Annotated in this window: 16 protein-coding genes; 7 read left to right on the forward strand and 9 right to left on the reverse strand. The window is 36.4% G+C overall.

From position 1 onward, the window contains the following. Positions 1-74: 74 nt before the first annotated feature. Positions 75-920 carry a bifunctional class I SAM-dependent methyltransferase/HIT family protein gene (locus tag SYN6308_RS16655; protein ID WP_017295585.1) on the reverse strand — a complete coding sequence of 282 codons (846 nt, stop codon included), beginning with the start codon at positions 918-920 and terminating at the stop codon, positions 75-77. A gap of 126 nt (positions 921-1,046) precedes the next feature. Continuing rightward, on the reverse strand, positions 1,047-2,009 hold the full coding sequence (locus SYN6308_RS16660) for a glycosyltransferase family 9 protein (protein WP_017295586.1): 963 nt from the start codon (positions 2,007-2,009) through the stop codon (positions 1,047-1,049). 232 nt (positions 2,010-2,241) lie between these two features. On the opposite strand from SYN6308_RS16660, the gene rpsT reads away from it, so the two are divergent. From rpsT to SYN6308_RS26040, 4 genes are all read left to right on the forward strand, one after another. After that, positions 2,242-2,538 (forward strand): 30S ribosomal protein S20, encoded by a 297-nt coding sequence (rpsT, locus tag SYN6308_RS16665; RefSeq protein WP_017295587.1) that lies wholly within the window; start codon positions 2,242-2,244, stop codon positions 2,536-2,538. Positions 2,539-2,633: 95 nt separating this feature from the next. Beyond that, positions 2,634-3,410 carry a TatD family hydrolase gene (locus SYN6308_RS16670; RefSeq protein WP_017295588.1) on the forward strand — a complete coding sequence of 259 codons (777 nt, stop codon included), beginning with the start codon at positions 2,634-2,636 and terminating at the stop codon, positions 3,408-3,410. 110 nt (positions 3,411-3,520) lie between these two features. Further along, the gene (rpoB, locus tag SYN6308_RS16675) at positions 3,521-6,787 is read left to right on the forward strand and encodes a DNA-directed RNA polymerase subunit beta (protein ID WP_017295589.1); all 3,267 of its coding nucleotides are present in this window, start codon (positions 3,521-3,523) and stop codon (positions 6,785-6,787) included. A 209-nt stretch (positions 6,788-6,996) separates the two neighbouring features. Beyond that, on the forward strand, positions 6,997-11,463 hold the full coding sequence (locus tag SYN6308_RS26040; protein WP_017295590.1) for a DNA-directed RNA polymerase subunit beta'': 4,467 nt from the start codon (positions 6,997-6,999) through the stop codon (positions 11,461-11,463). 265 nt (positions 11,464-11,728) lie between these two features. Here SYN6308_RS26040 and SYN6308_RS16685 read toward each other — a convergent pair whose 3' ends face one another. Then, positions 11,729-13,480: an ABC transporter substrate-binding protein gene (locus tag SYN6308_RS16685; RefSeq protein WP_390091465.1), complete on the reverse strand. Its 1,752-nt coding sequence runs from the start codon at positions 13,478-13,480 to the stop codon at positions 11,729-11,731. 96 nt (positions 13,481-13,576) lie between these two features. Here SYN6308_RS16685 and SYN6308_RS16690 point away from each other — a divergent pair, with 96 nt between their 5' ends. Continuing rightward, entirely contained in the window at positions 13,577-14,641 is a 1,065-nt protein-coding gene (locus SYN6308_RS16690) for a mechanosensitive ion channel family protein (RefSeq protein ID WP_237741228.1), read from the forward strand. Between the two features lie 261 nt (positions 14,642-14,902). Here SYN6308_RS16690 and trpE read toward each other — a convergent pair whose 3' ends face one another. The 3 genes from trpE to SYN6308_RS16705 all read right to left on the reverse strand — a co-directional run bounded on the left by trpE (position 14,903) and on the right by SYN6308_RS16705 (position 17,988). Then, positions 14,903-16,429, reverse strand: coding sequence for an anthranilate synthase component I (gene trpE, locus SYN6308_RS16695; RefSeq protein ID WP_017295593.1), 1,527 nt, complete (start codon positions 16,427-16,429; stop codon positions 14,903-14,905). Between the two features lie 144 nt (positions 16,430-16,573). Next, complete coding sequence (gene psbQ / locus SYN6308_RS16700; protein ID WP_017295594.1) at positions 16,574-17,023, reverse strand: photosystem II protein PsbQ; 450 nt, start codon at positions 17,021-17,023, stop codon at positions 16,574-16,576. A gap of 626 nt (positions 17,024-17,649) precedes the next feature. Then, entirely contained in the window at positions 17,650-17,988 is a 339-nt protein-coding gene (locus SYN6308_RS16705; protein ID WP_017295595.1) for a ferredoxin-thioredoxin reductase catalytic domain-containing protein, read from the reverse strand. 362 nt (positions 17,989-18,350) lie between these two features. On the opposite strand from SYN6308_RS16705, the gene SYN6308_RS16710 reads away from it, so the two are divergent. After that, positions 18,351-20,105 (forward strand): RluA family pseudouridine synthase, encoded by a 1,755-nt coding sequence (locus SYN6308_RS16710; RefSeq protein ID WP_017295596.1) that lies wholly within the window; start codon positions 18,351-18,353, stop codon positions 20,103-20,105. Between the two features lie 151 nt (positions 20,106-20,256). Here the strand turns inward: SYN6308_RS16710 and SYN6308_RS25185 are convergent, their stop codons facing one another. The 3 genes from SYN6308_RS25185 to phoU all read right to left on the reverse strand — a co-directional run bounded on the left by SYN6308_RS25185 (position 20,257) and on the right by phoU (position 21,843). After that, positions 20,257-20,430 (reverse strand): hypothetical protein, encoded by a 174-nt coding sequence (locus SYN6308_RS25185; protein WP_017295597.1) that lies wholly within the window; start codon positions 20,428-20,430, stop codon positions 20,257-20,259. Between the two features lie 65 nt (positions 20,431-20,495). Then, positions 20,496-21,182: a hypothetical protein gene (locus tag SYN6308_RS16720; RefSeq protein WP_017295598.1), complete on the reverse strand. Its 687-nt coding sequence runs from the start codon at positions 21,180-21,182 to the stop codon at positions 20,496-20,498. A gap of 13 nt (positions 21,183-21,195) precedes the next feature. Continuing rightward, complete coding sequence (gene phoU, locus SYN6308_RS16725; protein ID WP_390091467.1) at positions 21,196-21,843, reverse strand: phosphate signaling complex protein PhoU; 648 nt, start codon at positions 21,841-21,843, stop codon at positions 21,196-21,198. Positions 21,844-22,044: 201 nt separating this feature from the next. On the opposite strand from phoU, the gene SYN6308_RS16730 reads away from it, so the two are divergent. Beyond that, positions 22,045-22,851, forward strand: a complete 807-nt coding sequence (locus SYN6308_RS16730; RefSeq protein ID WP_017295600.1) for a creatininase family protein — start codon at positions 22,045-22,047, stop codon at positions 22,849-22,851. Positions 22,852-22,878: the final 27 nt, after the last annotated feature.

A 22,878-nucleotide genomic window follows, 5' to 3' on the forward strand; every position in this document is an offset into this window, starting at 1 on the left:
TGATAGTTTGATTGATGAAGATTCTTTTCCATCATTTTATCAGGAATTGACCATAAAAGTACTGAATTTAAGTTTTATGGAGGAGGAATAACACATCGAATACCATGTTTTTTACCCTGATTATCTCCTAAATAACGAGGGATTAAATGAATATGGGTATGATGAACTTTTTGCCCTCCAGCTTTATCCACATTAAAACCAATATTAAAACCATCAGGATTATATTTTTCTGTAATAATATTTTTAACTTCATTTACCATTTGCCAACAATGAGTTTGGATTTCAAAAGATAAATTAAAGTAATTTTCTTCATGAATTTTCGGAATAATTAAACTATGTCCTTTACTCAGGGGATAACCGTCTAAAATAGCGTAGGCGAAACTAGATTCAGTTAATAGAGTTAACTTGGCATAGGGATTGCAGAAGATACATCTATTGTCATTATTTTTTCCTTGATTATAAAGACGATACTCATAAATTTCGCAAAATTCATCTAAATAAATAGATTTAAAAGGAAGATTAACTAAACATTGATAAGTATTTTTTTTATGAATATAATGTTTCCTAAAACCTACCGTTTTTAAATCTCGTCTGACAGCAAAATAAGCCCTTCCCTTTGGTTTTAATAATCGAGAAATTGCCATAATTACCGCTTCCTGTGACTCTTTAAAGAGAACATTAAGTACATAAAAACAAAAAATGGTATCAAATTTTTTTTGAGGATAAGTAGGGAAATAATGAGGATCAAAACCCTTAATAGAAAAACCTTTTTTTGTCAAAACTTCCACATCTTTGCCAAAGCCACAACCAAAATCTAATATGTCTCCTTTTAACAGTTCATTTTTTAATAAATATTTAGCAGGAAATGAGATAGTTTCCCTTTCTATGGCTGTTAAGTGACTATATTTATTTTCTGTCATAGTGACTTCGCTCGATAACCTTATAGTCAAAGTGTTTAATAAATTAAACTTTTTTATTAATTGTTAATTGTTAATTGTTAATTGTTAATTATTAATTCTTAATTCTTCATTCTTAATTCTTCATTCTTAATTCTTCCATATTTGTTCTAAAATTTTGTCGGTGGGAATATCGGCAATTTTATCACTTAAAGATTGAAGTCCGATAAATCGATCGAGCTTAGGAGGTAACAATTTTTTCCCTTGAGTCGGTCCAAAAAGTGCGATCGTATAAGTACCTACCGCTACAGACAACTGCATCGGGGCGCTATCGGTACACAACATCAAATTCGCTCCAGCAATCACTCCTGCCAACTTACCCATATCAGGAGGACTAATGACTTTAACCGTAGGACATAAACTTAACATTTCATTAGTCCAACCGATGTCATCAGGCCCACATAATAGCACGATCGGTAAATCAGGTTGTCTCATTTGAATATCCTCAATTACCCTTTGCCATTTCGGTACAGGATAAATCTTATTAATACCTTGACGAACCGTGAGAGGACTCGCACCACCATGAATTAAAATATAACCCGTATCCTTAATATTTAAACGTTTTTGTTCCGCTTCTGCCCATTCAATATCTTCTTTTGGTACATTAATACTAAGCTCTGGACAAGGATTATGAATATTTAAACCTTTGAGAAGATCATGATACATCCAAGCTGTATATTGTTCAGTTTTCTTTGATACGGTATTGTTAAGAAACCATGAACTATTGTTTTTATAACCGAGACGAGTGGGAATACCATCAAGCCATAACAAGAAAGCAACCGCCCAATTTTCCTCAAGGGTGATGGCGAATTCATATTCTCTATCTCTAATCATGCCCAATAAATTGAGATAGTCAGCTAAACCATTACGATCTTGAAAATCGAACACCAGTACTTCTTGTACATATTTACAGACTCGGTAGGTATTTTTCGATCGAGGTTCAACAATAACATCTATAATAGCCTGTGGATATTGTTCTTTAAGAGTTTTCAGGGTAGGAAAGAATAAAAGTTGATCACTAATTCCCCCCGGAATAAGAGCTAAAATGCGCATAACGATAACTAATGTAAATTATTTATATCAGCTTAATTCTAAAAGATTTATTGCCCATAAACCTATTTTGTTACGATTATTTAGGGTTTACTAAAAAAAACTTTACTAAGCAAATACCCCAAATAAAAATCCCCCCTTGTCAAGAGTACCGATCGAAGTTAAAATAGATAATTTGAATGTCTTAAAACAAAACCTATATATTTAATCAAGTAACGGATATAAGAATAAGATAGTGGCTAACTCAAAATCTGCACTCAAAAGAATCGAAATCAATGAACGTAACCGTATGCGTAACAAGGCTTACAAATCTGCGGTTAAAACCTTAATGAAAAAATACTTTCTAGCAGTAGATGCTTATGCTTCTGCCCCTAGCGAAGAACAATTACAAACTGTTCAAACTTCCATGTCTATAGCTTACAGCAAAATTGACAAAGCCGTAAAAAGAGGCGTTTATCATAAAAATAATGCTGCTAGAAAAAAAGCCAGACTAGCAAGAGCCTTGAAAACTGTTGTACCTCAAGCCTCCTAATCCTAAAATCTAGGCAGTTCGTGTTATGATGGTAAATTCTTTTACTTAATCTCTAAGTAAGAGAAAATAAACGATAACTAAATCCCTGATCAACCATGCAACTAATAGATACCCATGTTCATATAAACTTTGATTTATTCAAAGGAGATTTGGATTCAGTATCCGATCGTTGGCAATCCGCAGGAATTAGTAAATTAGTACACTCCTGTGTCCATCCAGACGAATTTGAAAGTATTAAACAGTTGTCTTTACAATTCCCAGAATTGTATTGTGCCGTAGGTTTACATCCCTTAGATGCTCAGAAATGGCAAGGAGAAAAAACCTACCAACAAATTTTACAATCAGCTAAATCACATCCCAAAGTCGTCGCCATTGGTGAAATGGGGTTGGATTTTTATAAAGATGATCAACAAGAGTTACAAAAAGAAGTCTTTTGGCAACAGTTGGACATCGCTCAACAATTAAATAAACCAGTTATTATTCATTGTAGAGATGCGGCTAGTACTCTACATAATTTCTTGTCTAAATTTATGCAAGAAAAAGGCACAATCACAGGGGTAATGCACTGTTGGGCAGGAAATCCAGAAGAAACTCAATGGTTTTTAGACTTAGGAATGTATATCAGTTTTAGTGGAGTTGTTACTTTTAAAAGTGCGAAAACAGTACAGGCTAGTGCTTCGATCGTACCCAGTGAGAAACTTTTAATTGAAACTGATTGCCCATTTCTTGCCCCCTCTCCCCATAGAGGAAAAAGAAATGAACCTGCCTATGTTATCCATGTAGCCGAAAAATTAGCCGAAATTAGAGGAGAATCATTGGAAACCATCGCCCAACAAACCTACGATAATGCCTGTAGATTGTTCAATATTTAAACACAATCATCGGGAAAAAGGAATAAACAGTAAATAAATTCCTCCACTAGAAACGCCCCCTACTCTGACATCTTACGATAATCAAATAACCGATAATTGACAACTGACTTATGACAAATCAAGAACTGTTACCTGATTTAATCGAAATTCAACGCTCTAGCTACAAATGGTTTTTAGAGCATGGTATTATTGAAGAACTCAACAGTTTTACCCCCATCACCGACTATGCAGGTAAACTAGAACTACACTTCATCGGCGAGAGATACCGTCTCAAAGAACCAAAATACAACATCGAGGAAGCAAAGAAAAGAGATGCTACTTATGGTGTCCAAATTTATGTTCCCACCTTACTACTAAAAAAAGAAACAGGAGAGCGCATAGAGAAGGAAGTTTTTATCGGCGATTTACCTTTGATGACTGATCGAGGTACATTCTTGATTAATGGAGCAGAACGGGTTATTGTCAATCAAATCGTCCGATCGCCGGGGGTATATTTCAAATCAGAATTAGACAAAAACGGTAAAAGAACCTACTCTGCTTCAGTTATACCAAATAGAGGAGCATGGTTAAAATTTGAGACCGATAAACACGGGGTTGTGTGGGTAAGAATCGATAAAACTCGCAAAATCTCTGCTCAAGTACTCTTAAAAGCCATGGGATTGAGCGATAAGGAAATTCTCGATCGACTCAGACACCCCGAATTTTACGAGAAAACCTTAGAAAAAGAAGGTAATCCTAGCACCGATGAAGCATTAATGGAACTATACCGTAAATTGCGACCGGGTGAACCTCCTACCGTAAGCGGTGGTCAAGCATTATTAGAAACCCGTTTCTTTGATCCTAAACGCTACGATTTAGGGAAGGTGGGACGTTATAAGATGAACAAAAAACTACGTTTGAACGTAGCAGAAAATACTAGAGTCTTAACCGTAGAGGATATATTATGCGTAGTTGACTATTTAATCAACCTAGAATTTGACATCGGCAAGGTTGACGATATTGATCACCTTGGTAATCGTCGGGTGCGTAGTGTAGGAGAACTATTGCAGAATCAAGTGAGAGTCGGTTTATCTCGTTTAGAGCGTATCATCCGAGAAAGAATGACCGTAGGAGACCCTAACACCCTAGAACCGGGAGCTTTGGTCAATCCTAAACCTTTAGTCGCCGCCATTAAAGAGTTTTTTGGCTCATCTCAGTTATCTCAATTTATGGATCAAACCAACCCCTTAGCAGAATTGACTCATAAACGTCGTATTTCTGCCTTAGGACCGGGTGGTTTAAGCCGTGACAGAGCTGGTTTTGCCGTGCGAGATATTCATCCGAGCCATTACGGGCGTATTTGTCCTGTAGAAACTCCCGAAGGACCTAACGCAGGGCTAATCGGTTCATTGGCAACTTATGCTCGTGTAAATGAATATGGATTTATCGCCACTCCTTACTATAAAGTTGAGCATGGAAAAGTCCGTTGGGATTTACCCCCAGAATACTTAACTGCCGATGAGGAAGACGACAAAAGAGTCGCGCCGGGGGATTTGTCCACCGATGAAAATGGCGTAATTTTAGGGGAAAGTGTACCCATTCGTTACCGTCAAGAATTTTCTACTACATCCCCTAATCAGGTGGACTATGTAGCGGTATCTCCCGTACAAATCGTTTCCGTTGCTACCTCTATGATTCCTTTCCTAGAGCATGATGACGCTAACCGTGCCTTAATGGGATCGAATATGCAACGTCAAGCTGTACCTTTATTACGAGCAGAACGTCCTCTCGTGGGTACGGGTTTAGAAGGTCAAGCGGCACGAGATTCAGGTATGGTAATTGTTTCCCGTGATTACGGTACAATCACTTATGCCGATGCAAAAAAAATTAAACTCAAAACCAATGACGATCGAGAAATTACCTATAATCTCCAAAAATACGAACGATCGAACCAAGACACTTGTTTAAATCAAAAACCCTTAGTGGATGAAGGGGAAGAAGTAGTACCCGGACAAGTCTTAGCCGATGGTTCAGCCACCGAAGGAGGAGAATTAGCCTTAGGCAATAACATCACCGTTGCTTATATGCCTTGGGAGGGTTATAACTACGAGGATGCGATTTTGATCAGTGAACGATTAGTACAAGAAGATATTTATACTACTGTTCACATTGAAAAACACGAAATCGAAGCTCGTCAAACCAAATTAGGACCTGAAGAAATTACCCGTGAAATTCCCAACGTGGGAGAAGATTCCCTCTTAAACCTCGATGAACAAGGTATTATTCGAGTGGGTGCTTGGGTAGAATCAGGGGATATTTTAGTGGGTAAAGTCACTCCTAAAGGGGAATCAGATCAACCACCAGAAGAAAAACTATTACGAGCCATTTTTGGCGAAAAAGCTAGAGATGTTCGTGATAACTCCTTACGTCTTCCTAACGGGGAAAAAGGACGGGTTGTCTATGTGCGAGTGTTTACCCGTGAGCAGGGCGACGAATTACCCCCTGGTGCGAATATGGTTGTCAGGGTTTATATTGCTCAGAAACGGAAAATTCAAGTTGGGGATAAAATGGCAGGGCGTCACGGTAACAAAGGGATTATTTCTCGGATTTTAGCACGGGAAGATATGCCCTATTGTCCTGATGGTTCTCCCGTGGATATTGTCTTAAATCCTCTGGGTGTACCTTCTCGGATGAATGTCGGTCAAGTGTTTGAATGTCTTTTAGGTTGGGCAGGAGAACATTTGGGCTATCGTTATAAAATGACTCCTTTTGATGAAATGTACGGAGAAGAAGCGTCTCGTAATACCGTCAATGGGTTGTTAAAAGAAGCGTCTCAAAAACCGGGCAAAGAATGGGTATTCGATGAAAATAATCCGGGTAAAATTCAGTTATATGATGGTCGTACTGGTGAACCGTTCGATCGACCTGTAACCGTGGGCAAAGCCTATATGCTTAAATTAGTCCACCTCGTGGATGATAAAATTCACGCTCGATCGACTGGTCCTTATTCTCTGGTAACACAACAACCCCTCGGTGGTAAAGCCCAACAAGGAGGACAAAGGTTCGGAGAAATGGAGGTATGGGCATTAGAAGCCTACGGTGCCGCCTATACTTTACAGGAGTTACTTACCGTCAAATCCGATGATATGCAAGGACGTAATGAGGCGTTAAATGCGATCGTCAAAGGTAGAACAATTCCTCGCCCGGGTACTCCAGAATCCTTTAAAGTACTCTTGAGAGAATTACAATCCCTAGGGTTAGATGTTTCTGTTCATAAAGTTTTAGACGGACAAGAGGAAGTAGAAATCAACCTCATGGAACAAGGAAACCGCACCCCCAAACGTCCTACCTATGAAAATCTTGCCAGTTTAGGACAAGATGACGACGACGAATATTAATCAGGAATGGAGAATTGAAAATTGAAAATTGAAAATTATTACTTGAGTGAGATGTTAAGCACCTTTTAAATAATTAAGGACTTAAAAGTAATGGCTATTTCAATTTGATGTCTAATTTAGGTATCATTTATTCTCCATTCTCCATTCTCCATTCTCCATTCTCCATTGCCCATTCAGTATTTGACCTTAGTAATTATCACCAATAGAATATGCCTACAGAGAAAAAAACCCAAACTTTTTATAACACTGTTATTGATAAAGGCTCACTCAAAAAACTGATCTCGAAAACCTTTACTCAATACGGTTCTGCTCGTTGTGCCACTGTTTGCGATAAGCTCAAAACAATGGGTTTCCGTTATGCAACTCAAGCTGCTGTATCTATCAGCGTGGAAGATTTAAAAGTACCCGAAGCGAAAAAAGCCATGTTGGCTGTCGCAGAGTCCACCATCAAGGATACTCTCAACCGTTACGCTAATGGGGAAATTACTGAAGTTGAACGTTTCCAAAAAGTAATTGATACTTGGAATGATACTTCTGAATCTCTGAAAGATGAGGTAGTGCGCAATTTCCGTCAATCTGATCCCCTTAATTCTGTCTATATGATGGCATTTTCTGGGGCAAGGGGTAATATTAGCCAAGTTCGTCAGTTGGTTGGTATGCGTGGCTTGATGGCTGATCCTCAAGGGGAAATCATCGATTTACCCATTAAAACTAATTTCCGTGAAGGCTTAACAGTTACAGAATATATTATTTCTTCCTACGGTGCAAGAAAAGGTTTAGTTGATACTGCGTTGCGTACGGCTGACTCTGGTTATTTAACCCGTCGTTTAGTGGATGTTTCTCAGGATGTCATTATTCGTGAGACTGATTGTGGCACAACAAGAGGGGTAACAGTGTTACCTATGAAAGATGGGGAAAGGGTTTTAATTCCTTTGGGCGATCGACTTTTAGGACGGGTTTTAGGAGAAGATGTTATTGATCCTAAAACGGGAGAAGTGATCGGTACTCGTAATCAAGCGATCGATGCTCATTTAGCGAAAAAGATCGGTGATACCGTTGAACAAGTTAAAGTGAGATCTCCTCTTACCTGTGATGCGGCTCGATCAGTGTGTCAAAAATGTTATGGTTGGTCATTAGCCCACGGCGATTGGGTTAATATGGGAGAAGCTATAGGTATTATTGCCGCTCAGTCGATCGGTGAACCGGGTACTCAGTTAACCATGCGTACTTTCCACACTGGGGGGGTATTTACTGGGGAAGTTGCCCAACGTATTACTACACCTAAGGCTGGTACAGTCAAATTTGATAAAAAACTCAAAGTTCGTGATACTCGTACCCGTCACGGGGATCAAAAATTATTAGTAGAAATTGCAGGTAATATTTTAGTCGGAGATACAAAAATTAATGTTCCTGCCGCTAGTTTGTTAGCGGTTCGAGAAGGAGATACAGTCAAGGTTGATGATCTCTTAGCTGAAGTAATGCCTCAAAAAACTCGATCGACCGAAAGAGTAACTAAAGACGTTTCTTCCGATCTCTCAGGAGAGGTTTATTTTGCTGATATTTCCCCTGAAAGTAAAACCGATAGACAGGGTAACACCACTACTACCGTAACCCGTAACGGCTTAATTTGGGTACTCTCAGGACAAGTTTACAACCTTCCACCGGGGGCTGAGCCTGTAGTTAAAAATGGGGACAAAATTACTGATGGTTCAGTCTTAGCAGAAACCAAGTTAAAAACTAAGAGTGGTGGGGTTTGTCGTTTTGAAGAAGGCAGTCGAGAAATTGAAATTATTACCGCTTCTGTTTCCTTAGATCAAGCTGATGTTTATTTAGAACATAACGGCACTCAACAACAGTATGTTATTCATACCACTAAAGGCGATCGATTTGCCTTAAAAGTAGTACCCGGTACAAAAGTACAAAATAATCAAGTAGTTGCTGAATTAATTGATGATACTTTCAGAACTGGGACAGGCGGTATCATGCGTTATGCAGGACTCGAAACTGGACGAGGCAACCGTAAACAAGGTTATGAAGTCACCAAAGAAGGTACATTAATTTGGATTCCCGAAGAAAGCCACGAAATCAATAAAGACATCTCTTTATTATTAGTAGAAGATGGTCAATATGTGGAAGCAGGTACAGAAGTAGTTAAAGATATTTTCTGTCAATCCAGTGGCATCGTGGAAGTTATCCAAAAGAATGACATTTTACGGGAAATTATCATCAAACCGGGTCAATTATACATGGATTTAGACCCTGAATATTTAGCCACGATCGAAGATGGTATAATTATTCCACCGGGTACAGAAATCGCCCTTGGCTCAGTTACGGAAGAAGAATTTTTAGCCGAATTTGTCGATACTAACGAAGGTGTGGGTTTATTACTGCGTCCCATGAGACAGTACGAAATCTATAACACCACTCAATCCCCTTCTCAAGAATCCTTAAATACCGCAGGAGGTTCGATTAACCTACGTCCTGTATTGCGTACCTTCTTCAAAGACGGTGAAAGAGTTAAGAGTGTGGAAGGAGTACAACTTGTCACCACTCAATTAGTCCTAGAAACTAACGACGGCATGAGTGCGGATATTGAGTTAGTACCCCATGAAACCGATGAAGATGGTTTCCGTCTGCAAATCGTGGTACTCGAATCCGTTGTCTTGCGTCGAGAAATGGAAATAGACTCTAATGTAATTACCCGTTTATTAGTCACCGATGGACAAGAAATCGCACCTGGCGCAGTCGTTGCCACCACCGAAATTCTTTGTTTAGAAGATGGTATTATTCAGGGGATTAAAGAAGGTGTCGAAGCCATTCGCCGTGTCTTAGTAGTTCGAAATGAAGATTTAATCAATATTAATAGAAATCCAGTTATCATTAATCTTGAAAAAACGATCATTAATCTTGAAACGATCATTAATCTTGAAACGATCATTAATCTTGAAACGATCATTAATCTTGAACCAATTACCATAGATATTGAGAATAAACCATCTTGTAAAATTAATGATTTGGTAAAAGAAGGGGATTTAATCGCCGAAAATGTGACAGCACCAACATCTGGTAAGGTTACACAAATCTCAGATAATCAAGTAGTACTTTATTCGATACCATCTTGTAAAATTAATGATTTGGTAAAAGAAGGAGATTTAATCGCCAAAAATGTGACAGCACCAACATCTGGTAAGGTTACACAAATCTCAGATAATCAAGTAGTACTTTATTCGATACCATCTTGTAAAGTTGATGATTTGGTAAAAGAAGGAGATTTAATCGCTAAAAATATTTCAACACCAAAATCTGGAATTATTACACAAGTTACAAATACAAGTGTTACTGTTAGTGATAAGGTATTTTGTAAAATTGGAGACTATATTACTCAAAATCAACCATTAACTGCTAAAATCAAAGCCCATCAATCAGGACGAGTTTTAGAAATTAACGAAAATAGTATTATTTTACGTTATGCGCGTCCTTACCGTGTATCTGCGGGTGCGATTCTGCACATCGAACAAGGAGACTTAGTTCAACGGGGAGATAACCTTGTGTTACTGGTATTTGAACGGGCAAAAACTGGGGATATTGTTCAAGGTTTACCGAGAATTGAAGAATTACTCGAAGCACGCAAACCGAAAGAACCAGCATTGTTGGCTAAACGTCCGGGTGTTTGTCAAGTAGAATATCGTGATGACGAGGCGATCGATGTTAAAGTAATCGAAGATGACGGTACTATTTCCGAATATCCCCTCAATCAAAACCAAAACATCATCGTTAACGACAATCAACGGGTAGAAGTGGGCGAACCTTTAACCGATGGTTTACCAAGCCCTCACGAAATGTTAGAGGTGTTTTATGGATATTACCAAGAACATCAACCCATGTATGATGCCGCCCTAGCTGCCTTACAAAAAGCACAATTATTCCTCGTCAACCAAGTACAAGGGGTTTATCAATCTCAAGGTATCGACATTTCCGACAAACATATTGAAGTAATTGTGCGTCAGATGACTTCTAAAGTCAGAGTTGATGATGGTGGTGATACCATTCGTTTACCCGGTGAATTGGTAGAATTACGAGAGATTGAAAAAGATAACGAAACCATGTCGATTACTGGAGGCGCTCCTATTCAATATACTCCTATGTTAATGGGGATCACTAAATCTAGTTTGAACACCGATAGCTTTATTTCGGCGGCTAGTTTCCAAGAAACAACAAGAGTATTGACTGAAGCGGCGATCGAAGGTAAATCAGATTGGTTACGAGGCTTAAAAGAAAACGTCATTATCGGGCGTTTAATTCCCGCAGGTACTGGTTTTAATGCCTATGACGAACATCTTAATTGGGATGATTCTGAACCTAGTATTCCTAATGTCAACTCTTACAATGATTATGTAGAGGATGAAACCAATACCTTAACGATGAAAGAGGTTGAAGATGATGTAATCATTGATGATCATGTGGCAAGAGTTTTGTCTCCTGAAGAATCATTAAATGATGATACCTTAATTAGCGATTATAGCGATCGGGAAGCACTACTTCCTGATCTCGATGATGATCTTGATCTTGACCGTGATATTACCATGGATATTGATGAGGATTTCGCTGATGACGATGATGACGATGATGATTATGAAGACTATCAAAATGATAGTGATGATTATGATGATGACTAAGATTCACCATTATTAACTCGATCATCATTGCCAGATTACGAAGCAATCTCTAGTAATCAACTTTTATATTCCCCCTAATTTAAGGGGGTTTTTTATTATTTCATTAAAAAAAGTAATATTTCACGCAAAGACGCAAAGACGCAAAGGCGCAAAGATATTTTAATCAATATTTCTGATATAATTCTTAAGAAAGCCAAGGTTAAGAAATTGCTTAAGCAATAAACTTGAAAAGATTTTTCTCTGTTTGTAGTGAGGGTTTTAACCCTTATTTTTCTACTATTTTTAACCTTTCTATATTCCAAAATGCACCTCCTAAAGCTGAATATTCCACTCCCTCAATGCGATTTCTAACAGCAGATAAAGAATAAGGATTAACTAGATAAATTAGAGGTAAATATTCTTGGGCTAATTGTTGAGTTTTACCATAAATTTCTTTTCTTTTTTCTATGTCTAATTCTCTTGCTCCCTCAATGTATAAATCCCCAATTTTAGCCTCCCAATCTGCAATTATTCTACCCTGAATAGGAGGTCTTCCGGGTTGGGGTTTTTGGTTAAATAAATGTAAATTACCGTCAGGAAACCATAAATTTGCCCCCCCATTTGGCTCATTTCCTCCTGTAAAACCAATAATATGGGCATCCCAATCTAAGGAATTACTGAGTTTATCGACTAATACATTAAATGCGATCGGGGTAAAGTCCACAGTGATACCAATTTGACTTAAATCTTGTTTAATTTGTGAGCCTAAAGACTCTCTAATTCTGTTTCCTGCATTGGTTAATAATGTGAATCTAACTTGATTGTTTTCTGCATCTAATAAAATACCTTCTTCGTTATATTTAAACCCTTCTTTTAATAGCAATTCTTTGGCTAATTCGGGGTTATAATCATAACTAATAACAGTAGAATCATAAAAGGGTGATTGTACCGAAATAGGGGAATTTTGTACTTCTCCTAATCCTCGATAAATATTATTAATCATCCTCTCTCTATTAATACTATGGGCGATCGATCTCCGAAAATTAACATTATTAAACCACTTAGATTTAATCGGATCAACTAAGGGTTTCCCATCCCTTGAACCCTGATTAAGATTGAAACTCATAAAGGTTAAACCATAGGCTGCACCACCATTAAAAATAGTAAAATCTCCTCGATTTTCTTCTCTTTTTAGTAATGAAAAATATTCGGGTGTAACTCCGATCGAATCTAAACCGCCCGATCGAAATTGTACGATCGAAGTATCTGTGGATTCCACAATTTCCCACACCACTTCTTCAATATAAGGCAACGAATTTTCTTGTTCATCTTTTTGCCAATAGTAAGGATTTTTAGTAAAAATTATTCGTTGGGAAGTGGCATAATTTTTTAATTTATATGCTCCATTTACTACTAATTGATCAGGAGGGGTGTCCACTCCCCAAAAAGAGAGAAAAATAGGTTTACCATCTGCTCCTTTAGTCGTCACTTTTTCCGCTAAAATATGTTGAGGTAATATCGATAAACCAGTACTTTCTAAAAATGGTGCAAAAGGCTCAGGAATTGTAAATTTTACCTGTGTATCATTCACTTTTTCAACAATAGGTAAAGCCTTACTTTGTCCAATTCTTAAACTATCTCTAGCATTAGAGGGAATTTCTTCATTCAAATATAATTGATTATAACTAAACACCACATCATCAACCGTTAAAGGTTCACCATCTGACCATTTTAAATCATTTTTGAGGGTAAAAATAATCGTTAATTTATCATCGGAAATAGTCCAAGATTCCGCTAAAGCAGGTTCAATTTCTCCCGTAAGAGGATTTTCTGTGACTAATCCCTCATAGGTTAAACCGAAAATATTCGGTGATTCTTGAGATAATACTGCATTAAAGGTTTTCGGATCACTTAAAATAGCTTGTACCAGTCTTGATTGATTATTTTGAGAAGGATTGAAACCACAGGAAGATAAAAATAGAGTGGTTAGGGTAAAAATGATAATTGAATGGCATAATTTTCGCCATTGTCGTTGAATATTATGATCAAATAACTTCATAATTTACTGCACAAAATTTTAATAATTGTTAAGATATTAGCTTACCTTGTCACTTAAAATTACGTTTTTTTTCAAATGATGTTTGATAATCTTTTTAATTTATCGCAAAATTTACAAAGTTTTCTTAAAGATTTAATTATTACTATTTCTGTTTTAGTATTAGCTTATTTTTTCTTGAAAATTACTAGAAATCTAGTTTTGAGACAAATCAAAAAACTTATTAATAAAACCGATAATATTTTCACAACCCAAATTCTGGCAATTATCGATAAATATTTTATTCCTATTACTTACTTCGGATTATTTTATACAATTTTAAAAGAAATTGAGTTTAATCCCTCGATCGTCGCTACCATAAAAACGATCGTGATTATTTTAACTACTTTTTATGTCACTAGATTTTTAGTCGATTTATCAAGAATATTTATTTATTCCTATAGTGAAAAATATCGAGATTCAGACTCTATTATTGAACGAAATATTAAGGCTTTATTTCCTGCTATTAGGATCATATTTTGGCTTTTAGCCGGTATCTCAATTTTAAGTAATTTAGGTTTTGATATTAAAACTATTGTTGCTGGTTTAGGCATTGGTGGTGTAGCTTTAGCTTTAGCTTCTCAAAATATTTTACAAGATTTATTTAGTTATTTTGCGATTTTGTTCGATCGACCTTTTGAAATTTCTGACTTAGTTGCCGTAGGAGATTTTATTGGTCATGTGGAACATATTGGCATCAAAACCACTAGAATAAAATCTATAACAGGAGAACAATTAATCTTAGCAAATACTGATTTAACTAATTCCAGATTACGCAATTTTAAGCGGATGGAACAAAGACAAGTTATTTTAAAAATAGGAGTTATTTATGAAACAGATAATCGTAAATTAGCAGAAATTCCAGAGATAATTAAGAGTTCGATCGAACCCATAGAAAATATTACTTTTGACACCGCTTATTTCTCAAAATTTGGAGATTTTAGCCTAGATTTTGAGGTTATTTATTATGTGCTTAGTAACGATATAAAAATATCTCGCATCGCTAAAAATCAAGTAAATTTAGCCATCAAAAATGCCTTTTCCGATCAAGGATTAGAATTTGCTTATCCAACCCAAGTTCATTATTTATCCCCTGTTTCCTGATTAAATAATAAGTAGGGTTTGCTGAATAAATCAGAAAGCTATAAAAATCTAAGGTTTAGACATAATACATTCACCAAAAAGTGTGCAGTTTTAAGGATTTTTATTCAAAAATTCAACACTTTTAACCTTATTTTTTTAAATACAACTATACTTATTCTATCTATTAACAGCATCAAAACCTTGATGTTTCAGTATTTCTCCTATCTCCTGTCTCCTAACTCCTATCTCCCTAATCGATAAAGACTATGAGGCAACCCCCACTTAGCTAAGACTGCGGATAGCTTCCAATAATCCTTTCGCCTTGTTTAAAGTTTCTTGATATTCCTTTTCGGGATCAGAATCCGCCACTAATCCAGCCCCAGCTTGAACCGATACTCGATGATTTTCTGTGCCTGAGATTCTTTCCACAATCATCGTTCGTATAGTTATCGCTGTATTAAGTTGCCCTTCAAAATCATAGTATCCATATACTCCCGAATAAGGACCTCTCCTTTCTGACTCCAATTCGTTGATAATTTCCATCGATCGAATTTTCGGTGCACCGCTAACTGTACCAGCAGGAAAAGCCGCCTTTAACAAATCCCATGCCGAATAATCACCATCTAATTCTCCGATTACATTACTAACTATGTGCATAACATGGGAATAACGCTCAATCACCATCAATTGATCAACTTTGACGCTTCCTTTTGTACACACTCTACCTAAATCATTTCTTCCTAAATCTACTAACATAACGTGTTCAGCGATTTCTTTAGGATCATTTAATAAATCTTCGGCTAAACTACGATCTTCTAAGATATTTTTTCCCCTAGGGCGAGTTCCGGCGATCGGTCTTAAAGTGGCTTTAGTCGTGCCTTCTGGAGTTTTTTCCGCCTTTACCATCACTTCAGGAGATGAACCGATAATTTGCCACCCATTAAAATTATAGTAAGCCATATAAGGAGAAGGATTGATTAAACGGAGCGATCGATATAACTCAAAAGGATTTCCATGATAGTTTGATTGTAATTTTTGAGAGATTACCACTTGAAAAATATCTCCAGCCTTAATATATTCCTTCGCCTTTTCTACATTTTGATAAAAATTTTCCTTAGTCGTATTACTTGTATAATTAGCAAGAGATTCAGAATGACCTGTAGAGTTAAATTCCAAAGGTTTAGCTAAAACAGGTAAAGGTAATTGTAGCTTCAGAACCAATTTTGTTATTTTGTCACAAGCCTGTTGATAAATTTCTTCTAAACTCAAATGTGATTGTCTTAAATCTGCATAGGCGATCGCCCAAATTTTCCGTTTAACTTGGTCAAAAATCAATAAATTATCTACTTGCATCCATACCCCATCAGGCAAATTTCCCTCTTGGGGGGGATAAATTTTCACCTTCGGCTCAATCCACGAAATCAACTCATAACCCCAATAACCAAATAAACCCCCAATTCCCGCAGGTAACTCTGGTAAATTTACAGGTTTAATGGATTTTAAACATTCCGTAACAATATCAAAGGGATTTCCCGTAAAAATATCTACCTTACCATCTCGATGAAACTGTTGAGTTCGATCGCCTCGTGCTTCCAAAATCCATACAGGATCACAACCAAGAAAACTATATCTTCCCAAATTTTCTCCCCCTTCCACCGACTCTAACAAAAAACTATAGGGTTGATCCGCACAAACTTTATACCATGCAGACACAGGAGTTTCTAAATCAGCAACCAATTCTCGATAAATAGGGATGAAATTGCCTTTTTGAGTTAAAGCAGAAAAAGCAGAGAAATCAGGAAAAATCATGATAATCAGTAACTAATTGAAAGTGAGTAATGAGAATTGAGAAAATCAAATGGAAAATAAAGAATTTAACACTAACTCATCAATTTTAATTGTCTTTCTGTCCACTTGTCCACCTGTCCACCTGTTCATTTATTTATTGAAATATTAGCTATTGCTAGGGATAAGAGCAAGAAAAGCATCTAAATCCTTCACCGCTTCCAAGTACTGCTCTTGTGCCGCAATATCGTTGCGATCTTTAGCCGCCGCATCAATTCTTTCAAAATGACCAAATAATTCCTTAGCCAAATTTTGAGCAGTTTTTTGATCTTTAACTAATAATTTTCTGCTGACGATCGCCATATCTTGACGTAATCCCCCCAAAGGACCATGAATGAAAGTTCTGGTATTAGTCCAGTTTTTAGCTTGAATAAAACCTTTGAGAGTCTCCATTTGCTCTTTAGCCAATGCCACAGGTTCACGAAAAGGTTGTAATTGAGCAATTTTTTCAGGAGTATAAACAGTGGGAATTTTAGCTTGAGTGGGGCTACTACAGCTAACTAAAAAAGTCGTAACAAATACTAACAGTAAAGAGAGAATAGGACGAAATAATCTCATAACTTGATTTTTTTATCTTAATTTTTTATGGTTTATAGTTTATTGTCTATGGTTAACTATTTCTTGTCAATTAATATATCATTAACCTAATGAGCAGTTAGGCGGTTTCTAAAAAAGAACTTTTGGGGAGTAGTTTTAATTTACCATTAGGGCAATTGACTTCCGATAACTTTGTGCTGGTGCTACCAATGCTAATCAGCGTCTGGTGTGTAATTTTAACCTGAGTGAACTATAAAATTATTGGTGAGAACTGACTCTCGTTGACAGGCACACAGGGGGATTATATTTCTTGTGAATCAATAAAATTCTCTCAAAAATGTACAAATATTGAAAATTTTTCTTCCATTCGACTTGTCCACTTGTCCACCTGTCTCGTCTTCACCATTTTTCTTCTGTCGAACTGAGGTAATTTTAACACTGGAGATTTATTCTTCGATGGTGATGGTAACGGCAATGATGATGAACCGTTACCGATTGCTAACTTGAAACCTAGATTACGATTAACCAATCAATCTTTTCTGTTATCTAACATCACCCGACTAGCACTTTCACCAATATCATTTGATGGAGAGTTGGATTTATCCGTATTTCTTTTCCCTCCTAACTCCCGTATTCAATCTGTCAATCTATTTCACCGATTGTAAATCCTCCCATGTAATTTCTTGCTTATCACCTGAAAATTCATTATCTGGGGTAATAAATAGCATACAATGACATTCTTTTCTTTCTCTCATCGGTACACAAGGACAATTCCAGAACGTATTTTTAACCTCCGCCTCTTTATCTTCGTAGTGTCGGCAAGGACAAAGAGGCGATCCTAATTCTTCTTTATGATGTGCTAAACCTTGAATCACAACGGCGGTAACGGAAGGGTCTATACAGAAGTAAGTATCTGTACGTTTTGCATATTGTTCTGCAAAATTCTTCATTGCTTCTAAGGTTTTATTGTTACTAACTTCAGTCATAATTATTTTTTATACTCTATTACTGTTTTAAATACCATTTTACCTCAGTTCGGGATAAGATTGATTCGTTTACCCGGTGAACGAAATTTTGGTTGGGAATGCCTAAATTTTCGCTGGTTGGGGGATTGGGGTATTGAGGTATTGGGGGATTGGGGTATTGGAAGACTTGGAAGACTTGGAAGACTCCGAAGATTGTATTTCTGGTGAATGAATAAAATTCTCTCAAAAGTACATCAAATATTGAGAATTTTTCTACCATTCGACTTGTCCACTTATCCACCTGTCTCGTTTTCACCACTTTTCTTATATCGAACTGAGGTTAGGTTAAGATGCTAAGTACACCTGAATGAACCATAAAAATAGTGGATTTTTTGAAAGAAATATACCCTTTAACCGATTTTGTCACCGAAGAAGAAGTCACCGAAAAAGAGATTGTTACCTATTATTATGAGGGAATTTGCCCAAAAACAGGGGAAAATCTGCAGTTACCTCGTACTATTTTGACGGAAAAAGTCGCCCTGAGTTTATGTCGTCAACTGAAAAACACTTCCTTTAACAGTGTGAAAGGAAAAATGTTAGGTGTCTTAATTGTCAAAGATAAACAAGGCAAATTAGGAGTGATTAAAGCCTTTTCGGGATTGCTTAATGGAAAAAAAGATGTTGATGGTTGGGTGTCTCAAATTTCTGGTAACTCTTTGATTGCCTTAGCAGAAAACCTCACTATTAAAGAGTTAGACAAGATTAAATTAGATATTCTCACCCTCGAAAATCTGCCTTTGCGTCAAGATTATCAACAATTATCTTTAGAATATCAACAGCAATGGGAGGATTTAAAAGTTATTCATCGTCAACGTAAGGAAATTCGAGATAAAAAGCGTTTTTTTCTTAATATGTCTGAAAATCCAGAGTTATGCTTTGTCATGGTGTCTTTATTGATTATAAGTCTCACCCAAAGGTGCAAAGGTGCAAAGTTGTTGTTTCTCTTATTTTCTCAGAAGGCTATAAGTACTAAAATTGATGATTTACAGCAGGAAAGTCGCAAAGATGATTGGGAAAGCCGTACTTTTAAGCATCAATGGCGAGAAAGATTACATCCGTTAGAAATACAAGTTAATGAAGCTGATAACAAAATTAAGCGACTTAAACAACGGCGTAAGGAGTTATCTCGACAGTTACAGGCACAAATGCAAACTGCTTATACTATTACTAATTTTGCTGGGGATAGTTTAAGTGTTGGTTCATTGTTAGGTAAGGCTTTTATTCCTACTGGTACTGGTGATTGTTGTGTTCCTAAACTTTTACATTATGCCGCTATTCATTTTCTGCAACCGATGGCGATGGCTGAGTTTTGGTGGGGGGAGTCTTCTCCTAATGGGGAAAGGGTTGAAGGTTTCTTTTATGGGGCTTGTCTCGATCGATGTCAACCCTTAATGGGCTTTCTTTTGTCGGGTTTACCTACTGTCACTTCTGTTAATCAATTTCCATCAATCCCGATTATTTACGAAGACGAATGGCTATTAGTGGTTAATAAACCTAGTGGTTTGTTGTCAGTATCGGGTAGAGGAAGCCAAAAATTTGATAGTGTAGAGTCTCGTTTTAGACAGATTGCCACGGATAAATCTAATTTTCAGTTTACAACAGTTCATAGATTAGATCAAGATACTTCGGGTATATTAATTTTGGCAAAAACCCAAGATGCTTATATCCATCTTTGTCAACAATTTGCCCAAAGAAAGGTGAAAAAAGTCTATGAAGCTATCTTAAATGGTGTTGTTTCTACTCCCCAAGGTGTCATTGATTTACCTTTATGGGGTAATCCTTTCACTCGTCCTCGTCAAGAGGTTAATTCTCTTCATGGCAAACCCTCTGTTACTCATTTTCAGGTGATGACGATCGAAAATAATGAAACAAGATTAGAGTTAAAACCGATTACGGGAAGGACTCACCAATTAAGAGTCCATTGTTTGGAAGGTTTAGGTTTTCCCATTAAGGGCGATCGACTTTATGACTCTTTACAGGATAATAGTTGTAGATTGTCTCTCCACGCACGAGAAATTACTTTCCTTCATCCCTATACTCAAAATATTTTACATCTCCAAACCATCACTCCTTTTTAGCTCTAGAAACTTTCATTTTCTATCAAATTTTTAGATTAAGATGTTGAGATATTGGAAAGGGTGTTAGGGAGATTTTCATTTTTTTTATTTAGCTACCTTTTTCTCTCATTTTTTCCCTAACTTTATCTTTTAATCTTTATTGATGAATCATTTATTTAGCTTTCCAAGTGCCACCATAACGATAAAATTTGTTATCTTTAGCTAATAATTTCCAACAATTTGGACAAACCATAATCCATTTTTGACTATCATCATATTGAATACGATAACGAATTAATACTAAGTTACTACAATGATCACAATTTTTAGATTTTTTTGAACTCATAGGATAATTTAACTAACAAAAGTTTCACCATTAATGAAATGAGTCTGTTTTGATGAATTTTTTGATTAGGAAAAAAGTTGTTCGATCGAATACCAGATTAATGCCATACTGATATAAATACCAAATAATCCTCCAAAAGTAAATAAAATAATTCCATATATTTGATAGGCTAAAGAATCAGATATTTTACTTGCAACAAAAATTTTTTGTTGATTAATTATTTCCACTTTTCCCCATATCACAATTTTATCTTGAGGGAATAATATTTTTTCTGTGACAGATAGATTTTTCTGCGTTGTTTTTCCAAAAACTTGTTGTAAAAAAACCTTTGTACGATCGTCACTCCAAGATTTAATCAGATTTTGATGATCATTGAAATAGTTATGATCAAAAAGTTCAATATTTGAGTGGTTAATCTCAATGTTAATTTTACCAGTTCGATCGACTATGGTAATCAAGTCTTTTGACTGAAAAGATTTTTTGATAGTACTATGAGTACCTGTGCTAGTAGAATGAATACTATATATTTGTACTTGCCATAACAAACATTGAGTATTGGTAATCAGACTTGAGATTAACGGATTATTTTGCTTAAGTTTACCACTAATTCTGGCTAAATATCCTTTTTTGAGTTGAGAAATCGATCGTTTAGGATATTTATATAAGTATTGAAATCGATGCCAAGCCTCAATAATGGCACTAAAAGTCATCAAAAATGCCAATAAACCTACCAACAGTAAGATTATACTCATTCATTCGTCATTTTCAATTTCGTTGTCCTGTTACAATATATGATACTCTCTGAGCGATATTCGTAGCATGATCAGCCATTCTCTCTAAATGACGAATAGCAAGGGTTAGTAGCACGATCGGCTCAACGACTCCTTTTACATCTCGTTGATAAGCCAATTTTTGATATAAACGTTCATAGGCATTATCCACAGTATCATCAAGGAGTTTAATTTTTTCCCCAGCTTCTCCATCCAGTTCACTTAAAGCTACCATAGTTTTAGCTAACATAATTTGTGCTTGGCTCGACATAATCGCCAACTCAGGCATACAAGGATGAGGAGGATAAAGTACTAATTTAAGAGCAATATTCCCTAAATCTTCCGCATAATCACCGATTCTTTCCAAATCTCGTACTAACTGCATAAAAGCACTTAAAATTCTCAAATCTTGCGCCACGGGAGCTTGTAGAGTTAAAATACTAGCACAGTGCATTTCTATATCTCGATAATATCGATCGATCTCCCGATCTTGTGCTTTAATGATTTCTACAGCTTCGAGATCACCTTCAAATAAGGCTTTATGACTATAACGAAAAGATTCCTCTACTAATGCCCCCATTCTCAGGACATCTTGAGCGACTTTACTGGTACGTCTTTGTAATTGAGTACCTTCGCCAATCAGTTGATGTGATAACGCCACTTACTTTTACCCCCTACTAATAGCATAATCATTATAGCAATGAAATCTCAGTAATTAATGAAAAGGTGTTAGGTTTTAGATTTTAGGAATTAACAAACAATTAACAATTAACACCTCCATTTACTATTTACTATTCATTATCCATTTTCCCAGCAATTCTCAATTCTTCATTCTTCATTATCTATGATTCACGGTTTTATTCCTCCAGAAAGATTTTTTGCCTATTTGACATGGCAGGAAATAGATCAAATGTCTGACAAAAAAAATACTGTTGTTATTCAGCCGATAGGTGCGATCGAACAGCATGGTTATCATTTACCCTTAGTAGTAGATTCAGCTATTAGTCAGGGTGTCTTAGGTAAGGCTTTAAATCAGTTAGAAGATGACATACCAGCCTTTGCCATGCCTACTTTATACTACGGTAAATCTAACGAACATGAAGGCTTTGCTGGTACAATTAGTTTATCTGCTAATACCCTATATTCCCTTATCGAAGAAACCGCTATTAGTATCTATCAAGCAGGTTTTCGTAAATTAATATTAATGAATTCTCATGGTGGACAACCACAAATCATGGAAATTCTGGGGAGAGACTTACATCAAAAATATCCAGATTTCTGGGTTTTTCCTTTTTTTACATGGAGAGTGCCAAATATTACGAACGATTTATTAACAGCAGAAGAAATAGAGTTAGGTATTCACGCAGGGGATGCAGAAACCAGTTTAATGTTAGCACTGTTGCCCGATCGAGTCAAAATGGATTTAGCAGTAAAAGAATATCCTCGCAATCTTGCCCCTAATAGTCTTTTGTCGATGGAAGGGCAATTACCTTTTCCATGGTTAACCAAAGATGTTAGTGAAAGTGGCGTTATGGGAGATGCCACCGTTGCGACGAAAGAAAAGGGCGATCGAATTTTAGACTCTTTAGCTCAAGGTTGGGTTAAAGTCATTAAAGATGTCTATAATTTTCAGTATGAACAAACTGCCTAAATCTTCATTGGAATGTAACGAAGCAAT

Origin of the sequence: Geminocystis herdmanii PCC 6308 (genome assembly GCF_000332235.1) — a bacterium.
Lineage (GTDB): Bacteria > Cyanobacteriota > Cyanobacteriia > Cyanobacteriales > Cyanobacteriaceae > Geminocystis > Geminocystis herdmanii.